The 13,137-nt window shown below is 62.8% G+C and carries 12 protein-coding genes; 8 read left to right on the top strand and 4 right to left on the bottom strand.

Annotated features, from left to right (window positions below):
- Positions 1-3 precede the first annotated feature (3 nt).
- Together ABX298_RS06075 and ABX298_RS06070 are read left to right on the top strand one after the other, a co-directional pair.
- The gene (locus ABX298_RS06075) at positions 4-864 is read left to right on the top strand and encodes an HlyD family secretion protein (RefSeq protein ID WP_025340596.1); all 861 of its coding nucleotides are present in this window, start codon (positions 4-6) and stop codon (positions 862-864) included.
- 446 nt (positions 865-1,310) lie between these two features.
- Complete coding sequence (locus tag ABX298_RS06070; RefSeq protein ID WP_237140956.1) at positions 1,311-1,793, top strand: hypothetical protein; 483 nt, start codon at positions 1,311-1,313, stop codon at positions 1,791-1,793.
- Here the strand turns inward: ABX298_RS06070 and ABX298_RS06065 are convergent.
- Positions 1,790-2,239, bottom strand: coding sequence for a universal stress protein (locus ABX298_RS06065; protein WP_367394179.1), 450 nt, complete (start codon positions 2,237-2,239; stop codon positions 1,790-1,792). The two genes, ABX298_RS06070 and ABX298_RS06065, sit on opposite strands and share 4 nt — an antisense overlap.
- 271 nt (positions 2,240-2,510) lie before the next feature.
- Here ABX298_RS06065 and ABX298_RS06060 point away from each other — a divergent pair, with 271 nt between their 5' ends.
- The 5 genes from ABX298_RS06060 (at position 2,511) to ABX298_RS06040 (ending at position 8,652) form a co-directional block, all read left to right on the top strand.
- Positions 2,511-3,419: a LysR family transcriptional regulator gene (locus ABX298_RS06060; RefSeq protein WP_015271755.1), complete on the top strand. Its 909-nt coding sequence runs from the start codon at positions 2,511-2,513 to the stop codon at positions 3,417-3,419.
- Between the two features lie 236 nt (positions 3,420-3,655).
- Positions 3,656-5,197: an MFS transporter gene (locus tag ABX298_RS06055; RefSeq protein ID WP_025340593.1), complete on the top strand. Its 1,542-nt coding sequence runs from the start codon at positions 3,656-3,658 to the stop codon at positions 5,195-5,197.
- Positions 5,198-5,224: 27 nt separating this feature from the next.
- The gene (locus ABX298_RS06050; RefSeq protein WP_075046296.1) at positions 5,225-6,286 is read left to right on the top strand and encodes an HlyD family secretion protein; all 1,062 of its coding nucleotides are present in this window, start codon (positions 5,225-5,227) and stop codon (positions 6,284-6,286) included.
- Positions 6,283-7,734 carry an efflux transporter outer membrane subunit gene (locus ABX298_RS06045; RefSeq protein WP_367394178.1) on the top strand — a complete coding sequence of 484 codons (1,452 nt, stop codon included), beginning with the start codon at positions 6,283-6,285 and terminating at the stop codon, positions 7,732-7,734. The genes ABX298_RS06050 and ABX298_RS06045 overlap by 4 nt, the downstream gene beginning before the upstream one ends.
- A 123-nt stretch (positions 7,735-7,857) precedes the next feature.
- Positions 7,858-8,652 carry an SDR family NAD(P)-dependent oxidoreductase gene (locus ABX298_RS06040; protein ID WP_075046294.1) on the top strand — a complete coding sequence of 265 codons (795 nt, stop codon included), beginning with the start codon at positions 7,858-7,860 and terminating at the stop codon, positions 8,650-8,652.
- Between the two features lie 130 nt (positions 8,653-8,782).
- On the opposite strand, the gene ABX298_RS06035 is transcribed toward ABX298_RS06040, so the two are convergent.
- Both ABX298_RS06035 and ABX298_RS06030 read right to left on the bottom strand, forming a co-directional pair.
- Positions 8,783-9,595, bottom strand: coding sequence for an SDR family oxidoreductase (locus ABX298_RS06035; protein WP_286918969.1), 813 nt, complete (start codon positions 9,593-9,595; stop codon positions 8,783-8,785).
- Positions 9,596-9,746: 151 nt separating this feature from the next.
- Complete coding sequence (locus tag ABX298_RS06030; protein ID WP_015271749.1) at positions 9,747-10,211, bottom strand: hypothetical protein; 465 nt, start codon at positions 10,209-10,211, stop codon at positions 9,747-9,749.
- 227 nt (positions 10,212-10,438) lie between these two features.
- On the opposite strand from ABX298_RS06030, the gene ABX298_RS06025 reads away from it, so the two are divergent.
- Positions 10,439-11,596: a hypothetical protein gene (locus tag ABX298_RS06025; protein WP_157896973.1), complete on the top strand. Its 1,158-nt coding sequence runs from the start codon at positions 10,439-10,441 to the stop codon at positions 11,594-11,596.
- A gap of 81 nt (positions 11,597-11,677) precedes the next feature.
- Here the strand turns inward: ABX298_RS06025 and ABX298_RS06020 are convergent, their stop codons facing one another.
- Positions 11,678-13,132 (bottom strand): mannose-1-phosphate guanylyltransferase/mannose-6-phosphate isomerase, encoded by a 1,455-nt coding sequence (locus tag ABX298_RS06020; protein WP_025340588.1) that lies wholly within the window; start codon positions 13,130-13,132, stop codon positions 11,678-11,680.
- Positions 13,133-13,137 lie beyond the last annotated feature (5 nt).

Here is a 13,137-nt window from a genome sequence, read left to right as displayed (position 1 = left end):
TCGATGAAAAAGTTCTTCAGCCTGATCGCCACCCTGTTGGTGCTTGCCGCTGCCGTGGTGATCGGTCGCCAGTTGTGGCTGCACTACATGACCACGCCATGGACCCGCGACGGCCGTGTGCGTGCCGACATCATCAACGTCGCTGCCGACGTGCCTGGCTATGTGGTGGACGTACCGGTCAAGGACAACCAGCGGGTGAAGAAGGGCGACCTGCTGATCCAGATCGACCCCGAGCACTACCAACTGGCGGTCGACCAGGCCAAGGCGCTGGTCGCTTCGCGCAAGGCCACCTGGGAGATGCGCAAGGTCAACGCCAAGCGCCGTGCCGACATGGACAACCTGGTGATCTCCAAGGAAAACCGCGACGACGCCAGCAACATCGCCAACTCCGCCCAGGCGGACTACCAGCAGGCCCTTGCCGAACTGGCCGCCGCCGAACTGAACCTCAAGCGCACGCATATCGTGGCCACGGTGGACGGCTACGTGACCAACCTGAATATCCACAAGGGTGACTATGCGCGTACCGGTGAAGCGGTGATGGCGGTGGTCGACGAGAACTCGTTCTGGGTATACGGGTTCTTCGAGGAGACCAAGCTGCCGCATGTGAAGGTGGGTGACCAGGCCGAGCTGCAGATGATGAGCGGCGAGCGCATCAAGGGCCACGTGGAGAGCATCGCCCGCGGCATCTACGACCGCGACAACCCACAGAGCCGCGAGTTGATCGCCGATGTGAACCCGACTTTCAACTGGGTGCGGCTGGCGCAGCGGGTGCCAGTGCGCATTCATATCGATGAGGTGCCGGACGGGTTTTTGCTGGCGGCGGGGACGACTTGTACGGTGGTGGTGAAGCCGAGCGAGGGGTGATCACAGCTTAGGTTGGACTTTTTGGCGTCTTCAGGAAAAGGACTACACGAGGGTAGGAAGCGGATGTCATGAGTCGCCTGTAGCTCGCGCTGCACAATGCCGTTTTCGAGTCGCCTGCAGCTTGTTCTGGCAGCGAGTCGGAAAAGGAATGGCCCCGCAATGCGGGGCCATTGATACGTACCTAGCGTCATCACCAGCATGACCATCAGGTCTTCTGGGAGAGGGCGACATAGGGCTGCATCGCGAATGCTAATACAGGAAGGACGAGTTTGACAAACCAGGACTGGAGCCAATTTCTTGAGCAGGCTTTTTCCAAGCCTCGCCTTGCTCGATACGCCATCAACCCTCGTAAAACCGCCGCCGCTACTGCGTATGCCCATAACATGCTGCTTGGGCAAGCAATCTACCCGTGACTGCACGTACTGGAAGTCAGCCTGCGCAACGCCATGCATCAGGCTTTGCGGCTCAAGTACGGGCGAGCCGATTGGTGGGAGGCGGCGGAGTCACTCACCGCTGTCGACAGGTCAGAAATCGAGAAGGCCAAGGCATCGATCAAGGTGAAGCGCCATGCCGCAACACCGGACAAAATCATTTCTGATCTTAGCTTTGGTTTTTGGGTCTCCCTGCTGAACACCAGGCACGAGCAGGCGTTCTGGAAGGAGTTACGCCTTGCCTTCCCCCGGTGCCCGAAGAAAAGGCGCCAAAGAAATGAAATCTCAAAGGTATTGAACCTGCTTCGGGATCTACGCAATCGAGCAGCTCACCACGATGCCTTGCTCTGGTTGGAACCCGATATTCGGCAACGGCATCTGCTCTGCCTGGAAGTTATTGGTTGGGTAAGCCCGGAGTTGAAGCCTTGGCTTACCCGCTATGATGGTTTTCCCGACGCATGGTCAAACTGGGTTTGTTGCACCGCCTGTGACTGCTAACCAGCAGCCCCCACCAATACTGGTACCTTCACCCGATCAATCACCTTCGCGCTGATCGACGGGTCCAGCATCCGCCCCAGCCGCGAAAGGTGGCGGTGGCCCATGATGATCAGTTCACAATTCAGTTCCTGCGCCTTGGCCACGATCGCCTCGACCGGCTGCCCGGCCACCATGCAGCCCCGGCTGGCGAAGCCGGCTTGCTGCAACTCGCGCACCGCCTCGGCCACGGCCTGGTCGGCCTGGTGCTGCTCTTCGCAGGCGGCGGGGTATTCTTCCAGTTCTTCTGCGGTGTAAGGCGCGGGTTGGTCGTGGACGGCGAAGGTAGAGTCGATGGCCAGCAGCACATGCAGTTCGTGCTCGTCGGGGCGGCAGTAGCAGCGGGCGAGGGTGAGCAGGGCAGTGGATGCAGGGGAGGCGTCGATGGCGATCAGGACGGGGCTGGGCATGCGGAATCCTTGTTTCAGGCTGGCTAAAGGGTTGTCTGTTCTGGCCTCTTCGCGGGTAAACCCGCTCCCACAGGTGCGCCACAGTATTCAGAGCCTGTGCAGTCACTGTGGGAGCGGGTTCACCCGCGAAGAGGCCGAACCTGCCATCCCTCATTCTTGGCTCAATCCACCCTCAGGATAAATGCCCCACCACGCACGAGCGCATTGCGTCTGGTGCAATCCAGCAACCTGCTACCATCGCCATCCCCCACAGCTGTAACGGAAAACGGCCATGCAACTCCCGGACATGAACCTGCTCGTCGCCCTCGATGCCCTGCTCGACGAGGGCAGCGTGGTCGGCGCGGCGCAGCGCATGAACCTCAGCCCGGCGGCGATGAGCCGGACCCTGGGGCGTATCCGCGATGCGTTGGGTGACCCGATCCTGGTGCGCGCCGGTCGCGGCCTGGTGCCAACGCCGCGGGCGCTGGCCCTGCGCGAGCAGGTGGCGGCGTTGGTGGAGCAGGCCGGCGAGGTGTTCCGCAGTGGCGACGAGGTCGACCTGCCCAAGCTTGACCGGGCCTTCAACATCCGCACCAACGACCTGTTCATCGCCCTCTACGGTGCCCAGCTGCTGCGGCGCATGCACGAGCAGGCACCGCGCACGGTGCTGCGCTTCGTGCCGGAAAGCCCCGGCGGCGATGATGACAGCGTGCTGCGCGACGGGCGTACCGACCTGATCATCAGCTCGACCGTGGACCTGGGGCCGGAGATCAAGGTGCAGAGCCTGTTCCAGACCTACTACGTGGGCCTGGCGCGGCGCGACCACCCGATTTTCGAGCAGCCGATCACGGCGCACAGTTTTGCCAGTTATCCACAGATCAGCGTGTCCCGCCGTGGCCGTGCCAATGGGCCGATCGATGTGGAACTTGCCAACTTCAAGGTGCAGCGGCGGGTGGCGCTGATTACCCCGAGTTTTCACTCGGCGCTGTTCTCGCTGCCGGATTCCGACCTGATCCTGCCGATGCCGGCCAACATCCTCAACAGCGTGCACAAGCTCGGGCTGCCGCTGCGCTCGTTCGAGATCCCGGTGCCACTGGAGCGAGTGACCGTGCTGCAGGCATGGCACCCCCGGTTTCACAATGACCCGGCACATCGGTGGCTGCGGCAGACCCTGAAGGCTTGCTGCAGTGTCGACCCTTAAGTGATGTTCTGCCTGGGCCGGCCTTTTCGCGGGTGAACCCGCTCCCACAGGTACAACACACCTCTCAAGGTTTGTGATTTCCCTGTGGGAGCGGGTTCACCCGCGAAGCAGGCGACTGGGTTTTGAAGTGGATTGCGCCTGACGCAACATAAACCTACCGATAAGTCAGTTTTCGTCAGCATTCGACCTTCTTAGACTTGCTCCAGTCGCAAATTTGTTGCTGGAGATGTCTGCCCATGAGTTCCCTGTCCGCCCCGTCTGCCGCGATTGCCGCCGCCCCCGCGCCGGCCGCGCCTGCGCAGACTGCGTTCGGCCTGCAGGTAGTGGTCGGGCTGTTCGGTGTGCTGCTGGCCGTGTTGTGCGCGGGCCTCAACGAGTCGGTGACCAAGATCTCCCTGGCCGATATCCGTGGGGCCATGGGCATCGGTGCCGACGAAGGCGCCTGGCTGCTGGCGGTCTACAGCGCCGCCTCGGTTTCGGCCATGGCCTTCGCGCCATGGCTGGCCACCACGTTCTCGCTGCGCCGCTTCACCATGAGCGCCATCGGCCTGTTCGCCGTGCTCGGCCTGCTGCAACCGTTCGCCCCCAACCTGCACAGCCTGATGCTGCTGCGTGTGCTCCAGGGCTTCGCCTCTGGCGCCTTGCCGCCGATGTTGATGAGCGTGGCCCTGCGCTTCCTGCCACCGGGCATCAAGGTCTATGGCCTGGCCTGCTATGCCCTAACCGCCACCTTCGGCCCCAACCTCGGCACGCCGCTGGCAGGGCTGTGGACCGAATACGTCGGTTGGCAGTGGGCGTTCTGGCAGATCATCCTGCCCTCGGCGCTGGCCATGTTCTGCGTCGGTTGGGGCCTGCCGCAGGACCCGCTGCGCCTGGAGCGCTTCAAGCAGTTCGACTGGCGCGGCGTGCTGCTCGGCTTGCCCGCCATCAGCTGCATCGTGCTGGGCCTGTCGCTGGGTGACCGCTGGGGCTGGTTCGATTCGCCGCTGATCTGCTGGCTGCTCGGCGGTGGCCTGCTGTTGCTGGTGCTGTTCATGTACAACGAATGGTCCGAGCCGCTGCCGTTCTTCCAGTTGCGCATGCTGTCACGGCGCAACCTGAGTTTCGCCCTGGTGACCCTGGCCGGTGTGCTGATCGTGCTCTCGGGCGTTGGCAGCATTCCGTCGGCCTACCTGGCGCAGATTCAGGGATACCGCCCGGCGCAGACCAGCCCGCTGATGATGCTGGTGGCCATGCCGCAGTTGATCGCCCTGCCGCTGACGGCGGCGCTGTGCAACATCCGCGCGGTGGACTGCCGTTGGGTGCTGGGCATCGGCCTGGCGATGCTGGCGGCGTCCTGTGTCGGCAGCAGCCTGCTGACCAGCGAGTGGATCCGTGGCGACTTCTACCCGTTCTACCTGCTGCAGGTGTTCGGCCAGCCAATGGCAGTGCTGCCGCTGCTGATGCTGTCCACCAACGGCATGACCCCGCAGGAAGGCCCGTTCGCCTCCAGCTGGTTCAACACCGTCAAGGGCCTGGCCGCGGTGATCGCCGGTGGCCTGCTGGACGCCCTTGGCACCCTGCGCCGGCACTTCCATTCCAACCACCTGGTGGACAGCCTGGGCAACGCCCCGCTGGTCGACGGTAACGCAGCCGGCCTGGCCAGGCGCATCCACGACCAGGCGCTGGTGCTGACCTCGGCCGACCTCTACCTGGTCATGGCCTGCATTGCCGTGGCCCTGATCTGCCTGATTCCTTTCGTGCCTACCCGGGTCTATCCGCCGCGCGCGGTGGCCTGAACCCTGGATGAATTCGAGAACACTGAAATGACCAACAACCGCAAAACCCTGTTCATCGGCTCGGTGCTTGCCGTGGCCGTCCTGGCCGGCATCGCTGGCCCCTGGATGTTCGGCAGTGACCACCGGCAGAGCACCAATGACGCCTATGTGATCGCCGACTACACCGTGGTCGCGCCCAAGATCGCCGGCTTCATCAAGGAGGTGCTGGTGGAGGACAACCAGCAGGTCAAGGCCGGCCAGTTGCTGGCGACCATCGATGCCCGTGACTACCAGGCCGCGCTGGATGCCGCGCAGGCGCAGTTGCTGGTGGCCCAGGCGCAAAGCGCCGATGCCCGTGCCACCCTCGAGCGCCAGGCGTCGCTGATTGCCCAGGCTGAGGCCGCAGTGAAAGCGGCCCAGGCCGAAGCTGCGTTCGCCGACCATGAGGTCAACCGCTACAGCCGCCTGGCCGAGCAGGGCGCCGGCACCGTGCAGAACGCCCAGCAGGCGCGCAGCGGTGTCGACCAGGCCCGCGCACGCCTGGCCAATGCCCAGGCGGCGCTGGTAGCGGCGCGCAAGCAGGTGGATATCCTTACCGCCCAGGTAGCCAGTGCTGACGGCCAACTGAAGCGGGCCGAGGCAGGGCTGGAAAAGGCCCAGCTCGATCTGTCCTACACCCGCATCACCGCGCCGGTGGACGGCATGGTCGGCGAGCGCGCCTTGCGTGTCGGTGCCTACGTCAACCCGGGCGCCCGCCTGCTGTCGGTGGTGCCGTTGCAGCAGGCCTACGTGGTCGGCAACTTCCAGGAAACCCAGCTGACCCACGTACAGCCTGGCCAGGCCGTGAGCATCAGCGTCGACACCTTTGCCGGTGAGAAGCTGCAAGGCCATGTGGAAAGCATCGCCCCGGCCACCGGCGTGACCTTCGCCGCGGTCAAGCCGGACAACGCTACCGGCAACTTCACCAAGGTGGTGCAGCGCATCCCGGTGAAGATCGTTTTCGATGACGGCCAGCCGCTGCTTGCCCGCCTGCGCGTGGGCATGTCGGTGGAAGCGACCATCGACACCCGTGGCGACAAGCTGGACGGCAAAGAGGTAAGCGCACGATGAAACCGGCATTACGCTTGAGCCCGTTGCTGCTGGCCGTATTGATGGCTGGCTGCACCCTGGGGCCGGACTTCCAGCGCCCTGACAGCCAGGCACCGCAACAGTGGGCGCCGCTGCAAGGTGAAGCGGCGGCCAGCCAGCCGCAGGCCGAACCGCTGGAACTGCGCTGGTGGGAGAGCTTCCACGATGCCCGCCTGAGTGCCTTGATCCAGCGCGTTGCCGAGCGCAACCTCGACTTGCAGATGGCCAGTGCCCGCCTGCTGCAAAGCCGCGCCCTGCGCAGCACCGTGGCTGCCGACCAAGTACCGTCGGTGGATGTGAACGCTGGCTACAGCCGCTCGCGCAACAGTGCCGAAGGCCTGAGTGACCCGTCCGGCAAGGCGGGCAAGGAAGCCTTCAACCTCTGGCAGGGCGACCTGGTGGCCGGTTGGGAGCTGGACCTGTGGGGCCGTGTGCGGCGCCAGGTCGAGGCTGCCGATGCCACGATCGAAGTGGCCGAGAACGACCGCCGCGGCGTGCTGCTGGCATTGCTTTCGGAAACCGCCGGCAACTACATCCAGCTGCGCGCCGTGCAGCACACCATCGATGTGACCCGCGACAACCTCAAGGTCGCCCAACACAGTCTGAAGTTGTCCGAGAACCGCCAGGCCGAAGGTGTCGCCACGCGCCTGGACGTGGCTCAGGCCAGTGCCCAGGTCGCCTCGATCGAGTCGCGCCTGCCAAGCCTGGAAGCGCGGCGCGATGACCTGATCAACGCCCTCAGCCTGCTCGCCGCCGAACCGCCGCGCAGCCTGCAGGCCGAGTTGCTGCAGGGCGGCGAACTGCCTGCGCCGCAGCAGAAGTTCGCCATTGGCCTGCCGTCCGAACTGGCCGAGCGCCGCCCGGACATTCGCCAGGCCGAGGCCCGCCTGCATGCCGCCACTGCCAGCATTGGCGAGGCCAAGGCCGACTTCTACCCCAGCATCCGGCTGTCGGGCAGTGTCGGGTTCCAGGCCATGCAGCTGTCCGATTTCGGCGCCTGGGATTCACGCCGGTTCGCCTTCGGGCCACAGCTGTCGCTGCCGATCTTCGAGGGTGGCCGGCTCAAGGGCACCCTGGAACTGCGCGAGGCGCAGCAGCAGGAAGCGGCGCTGAACTACCGCAAGGTGGTGCTGGGTGCCTGGCATGAAATCGACGATGTGCTACGCCTGTACAACGCCAGCCAGCTACGCCGCGACCACCTGGCCGAGGCGGTGCGGCAGAACCGCATCGCCCTGGAAACTGCCCAGCGCCAGTATGTGGAAGGGGCGGTGGACTTTCTCAATGTGCTGACGGTGCAGGGGGCCTTGCTAGCCAGCGAGGAGCAGTGGATCGACAGTTCGGCGGCGGTGTCGCAGGCGTTGGTGGGGCTGTACAAGGCCCTGGGTGGTGGCTGGCAGGCGTTTGATGAGCAGCCTGTGAAGAAGGCATAGGGGGCCGCCCAGCGGCCCTTCGCGGGCATGCCCGCTCCCACAGTTAAACCTGTAGGAGCGGGCGTGCCCGCGAAGGGCTGCGGAGCAGCCCCAGCGATTTCCCAGACAGATGAGGAGGCACAGATGCACATTTCCCTGAACGGCAAGCGCGCCATCGTCAGCGGCTCCACCGCGGGCATCGGCCTGGCCATCGCCATCGGCCTGGCCGAGGCGGGGGCCGAAGTGGTCCTCAACGGTCGCACCCAGGCCCGGGTCGATGAAGCCCTCAAAGTTGTGCGCGAACGCCTGCCGCAGGCGCGCATCATCGGCATCGCTGCCGACCTGGGCACCCAGGCCGGTGCGCAGAAGTTGTTCAACCAGGTGCCGCACACCGACATCCTGGTCAACAACCTGGGCATCTTCGAGCCCAAGCCGTTCTTCGAGATCGAGGATGATGACTGGCAGCGTTTCTTCGACGTCAATGTGCTCAGCGCCGTTCGCCTGTCGCGCCACTATGCCCAAGGCATGGCCGAGCGCAAATGGGGGCGGGTGGTGTTCCTGTCCAGTGAGTCGGCGCTGCAGATCCCGACCGAGATGATTCATTACGGCATGACCAAGACTGCGTTGCTGGCGGTGTCGCGCGGGCTGGCCGAGACCCTGGCCGGCACCGGGGTGACGGTGAATTCGGTGTTGCCTGGGCCTACGCGTTCGGAAGGTGTGGGCGACTTCTTTGCCAAGCTGGCCGAGGAGCAGGGGGTATCGACTGAAGAGCTGGAAGCCAACTTCCTGGCTGAGCACCGGCCGACCTCGCTGATCAAGCGGCTGGCGACGGTGGAGGAGGTGGCGAACATGGTGGTGTACCTGGCATCGATGCAGGCCAGTGCCACTACCGGGGCTGCCTTGCGGGTGGATGGCGGGGTGCTGCGTTCCATTGCCTGATCTGTATTGCCTGTGCCGGCCTCTTCGCGGGTAAACCCGCTCCCACAGGGATGGCACAGGACTCAAATTCTGTGGGGTACCTGTGGGAGCGGGTTCACCCGCGAAGAGGCCAGCACAGGCAACCAAACAATCAGAGCGGGCGCAGCAGGCCAAACCGCTTGCGCAACGCCCAATCCAGCACCCGCCGCGGCAGTAACCGGGCCATCAACGGCAACGCCGTACTGCCGTTCCCCAACCGCACCACCGCTGGCACCGGCGACTTCCCGACCGCAGCCAACACGCCCTGGGCAAACACCGCCGCCGAGGTCGGCTTGTCCTGCGAAGCCCGCGCCCGTGCCTGCACATGCTCGCGCAACGGCCACCACGCCGAATCCGTCGCCAGCACCTGCTCGGCCTGGCGCTGGGCATTGCTGGCGAACTGCGAGGCAATCGCTCCTGGCTGCACTTCCATTACCTGCACACCAAACGGCGCCAGTTCCAGGCGCAAGGCATCGCTCAGGGCATGCACGGCTGCTTTCGAGGCGCAGTAAGCGCCGGCGAACGGCGTGACCAGCACGCCTGATACGCTGCCGATGTTCACCACCAGGCCCCGTGAGCGGCGTAGCTGTGGGAACAATGCGCGGGTAACGCCGACCACGGCGAAGACATTGGTTTCGAACTGTTGGCGCAGGGCATCCACACCGCCATCGAGCAGCGGGCCCATGGCGCCGTAGCCGGCGTTGTTGATCAGGATATCGAGGTTTTCCAGTTCCTCGGCCAGGCGGCCCAGTGCCTCGCTGTCGTTCACATCAAGTTGCCGGGCGGTGAAGCCGGCGGCGTTCAGTTGCTCGACATCCTCAGGTTTGCGGGCGGTAGCCCAGACGTGGTGGCCGGCATCGCGGAAGGCGTCGGCCAGGGCGCGGCCGATGCCGCTGGAACAACCGGTGATCAGGACGGTGGGCATGGTTGGGGCCTGTTGTCAGGGAGGATTGGTTTTTCCTGTGCTGGCCTCTTCGCGGGTAAACCCGCTCCCACAGGTACCCCACAGAATTTGAGACCTGTGTAGTCCCTGTGGGAGCGGGTTTACCCGCGAAGAGGCCGGCACAGGCGATACATTAGTTGGCAAACGTACCTTGCAGATGCTCTGCCCGAAACTCCAGGGTCTGCGGCCTGTACCCGGAGCGCAGTGGCGGCAGTGGCAGGCAGTCTTTCCACTCGGCCCCTGGCTGCAGCTCACCCGGCCCACGGTAGCGCGGGGCGTTGTAGGTGTTCTCCGCCAGGTTCACGGTATCGCCCGGCGCGTAAGCAGCCACTCGCCAGCGCAGCTCGGTCAGCGGCACGTCGTTGCCGTTCTTCATGCGCACCTGCAGGGCGCGGTCGGCGGGGCAGTGTTCGGGGGCGTAGGTCAGGCGCAGGTCCAGGCGGGCCAGTTGCGAGGTTTCGCGGGTGTCCTGCCAGACGACGAACAGGGCCACCAGGCCCAGGCCACAAACGGCAGCCAGCGAGATCGGCAGGGCCTTGGCCGGGTAGCGCAACAGCAGCACCAGCCAGGTGAGGATGAGGAAGGCACCGATGATCATGAAAGCGGGCAGACCTTGGTTGCGCGGGGTCAGACCATCGTAGCCCAAAATAACAAAGCTTCAAAAACCTGATTCGTCTAGATCAATCAGCCAGCAGGAGAGTTTGATGGGTTATGACCCTGGGTAGGGATATCGATTCAGGTGTTACCTGGTATTTTTGATAGGTTACAACTTCTCGATTATTGATTAGTTTCAATCTGTATGTATCTATAATCGGAGTGGAAGAAATGGAAAATATTCGCGAAAACTGGACTGAGATTGAATTCGCTATTCCTGAGGGAGCTGTTGGGTACGGGGCGGCAAGGTTGTCAGATGGAAAATATTATGTGGCGGCATCATCGCAGTGGGAAGTTAGTGTGCTGCGGTATGATGATCGAGGAAGTCTGGATATATCCTTCGGCGAGCAAGGGATAGTGAAATTCCCAAACCCTGATCGTTTTGGTACTAAATTTTCTTTCAGTCTGCAAGAAAATGTGGTCATGCTGTCCTGCCTGGCGGGTGAAGCTGGTAATTATAGTAATTTTCTGCTCTGCAAACTTGACGCCGATACCGGGGCGTTGGATCCGGGCTTCGGGGATAACGGTGTAAAAATTGTGCCGATACCTCAGGCGGTCCAGACCGAAATTGTCGGCTCGAGTGTCAATCAATCCCCGCAGTTACCGGACGGTAAGCATCGACAACTTGTATCTCGTGGGATGGCTCAATTTGAGTTGACAGGTGAATTGGACCCAGCGTTCAACGAGAATGGGGTGCTGAGAAGTTTTCCCAAGTCAAGTTACGAATATCAGACAATGAATATCATGCCTTACATGAGTGCCGGTAAGCATGAAGGTTTCTTGATGAGTGGTGTTTTCAACCTTGGAGGCTATGGCCGTGGATGGGTGGGAGCCATCGATAGCGAAGGTAAATTGTTGCGCGATTTCGGTGGCGATGGTGAAGTCCATTTCATGAAGCTCCCAGATCATGAGCTCACCAATCTGGTAATGGAGCCGATGTTACAGGTCGACGATTATCTGTATGTGGCTGGCAGTGGAGGACATGAGCTGTTTCCAAAGTTCATCTATCGTCTGCATCGGGATGGCAGAATAGATGAAAGTTATAACGATGGTAAGCCAGTATTTTTGGAAGTTGGAGCGGCCAAGGTTTTTCACCTGGTCCAAGACGGCGACGGCATTCTCATCGGTATATGGGGTGTTGAAGCGACGGGTGGGATCATTCGATACGATGCCGCTGGTAAACGAGACCTGTCTTTCGGCCAGGGCGGTTGGTTGAACATGCCCGTGAAATACATGGATCCCGTATCGTTGACCATAAGGGAATATGAAGGCTCCAAGATTGTGGAAGTATTGGGTGGCCGTTATCTCTTGCGTCACCGGATCGAATAGATCACAGCTGAGCAGGGCTCGGGCAGCCCTGGCCTGGGTGGTTCCCAGCCATTGCCTGGTGCAATGGCTGGGATGCCACTTTTACTGCGCGATGGTCTTCACCGAGACACCACGCTCGATGGGTGTAGAGGTACGCCCGTATACATCCTCGAAGCGCTCGATGTCATCCTCGCCCAGGTAGCTGCCGGACTGTACTTCGATGATCTCCAGCGGGATCTTGCCTGGGTTGCGCAGGCGGTGCACCGAGGCGATCGGGATGTAGGTGGACTGGTTCTCGGTCAGCAGGAACACGTTCTCGTCACAGGTTACCTCGGCGGTGCCGGACACCACGATCCAGTGCTCGGCACGGTGGTGGTGCATCTGCAGCGACAGGCTGGCGCCCGGCTTGACGGTGATGTGCTTGACCTGGAAGCGGCCGCCCATGTCCACCGAGTCGTACGAGCCCCACGGGCGATACACTTCCAGGTGGTTCTGGGTTTCGCTGCGGCCCTGCTCGTCGAGGGTCTTGACCATCTGCTTGACGCCCTGGACCTTGTCCTTGTGGGCAATCATCATGGCGTCCTTGGTCTCGACCACCACGATGTTCTCCAGGCCGATCACCGACACCAGCTTGCCGTTGCCGTGGATCATGCAGTTGTGGCTGTCCTGCACCACCACGTCGCCCTTGGTGACGTTGCCGTTGTCGTCCTTCTCGTGCACTTCCCACAGCGACGACCAGCAGCCCACGTCGCTCCAGCCGGCCGACATCGGCACCACGCAGGCGCGCTGGGTCTTTTCCATCACCGCGTAGTCGATGGAGTTGTCCGGGCAGCAGGCGAAGGTGGCTTCGTCGATGCTCAGCACATCACCGTCTTCCTGGCTGCGCTCCAAGGCCAGCACGCAGGTGTCGTAGATGTCGCCGTCGTGCTTCTTCAGCTCTTCGAGGAAGCGGCTGGCACGGAACAGGAACATGCCGCTGTTCCAGAAGTAACCGCCGGCCTGGACGAACTCGGCGGCGCGTTTTTCGTCGGGCTTCTCGACGAACTGCGCCACGCGCGCCACGCCTTCAGGCAGCAGGGCGTCCTGGCTGGAACGGATGTAGCCGTAGCCGGTTTCCGGCTTGGTCGCCGGCACGCCGAACAGCACCATCTCGCCACGCTCGGCGGCCACGGTGGCCAGGGCCAGGGCGCGTTGCAGGGCCTTCTGGTCCTCGATCACGTGGTCGGCGGGCAGCACCAGCATCAGCTCGTCGCGGCCTTCGTTGACCAGTTTCATGGCAGCCATGGCTACGGCCGGCGCGGTGTTGCGGCCGAACGGTTCCATCAGGATGCCTTGGGTTTCCAGCTTCAGCGCGGCCAGTTGCTCCTGGACGATGAACTTGTGGTCCTTGTTGCAGACCACGATCGGTGTGTCCATGCCTTCGAACACCAGGCGCTCGAGGGTTTGCTGGAACAGGGTGTGTTCACTGGTCAGGGCCAGGAACTGCTTGGGGAACTGCTTGCGCGACAGAGGCCACAGACGGGAACCGCTACCACCAGAAAGAATTACCGGGATCATCATGT

It is taken from the genome of Pseudomonas sp. X4 (assembly GCF_040784925.1).
Classification (GTDB): domain Bacteria; phylum Pseudomonadota; class Gammaproteobacteria; order Pseudomonadales; family Pseudomonadaceae; genus Aquipseudomonas; species Aquipseudomonas putida_Z.
Note: the sequence above shows the minus strand (reverse complement) of the source record. Positions and strands in the feature narration are given on the sequence as shown.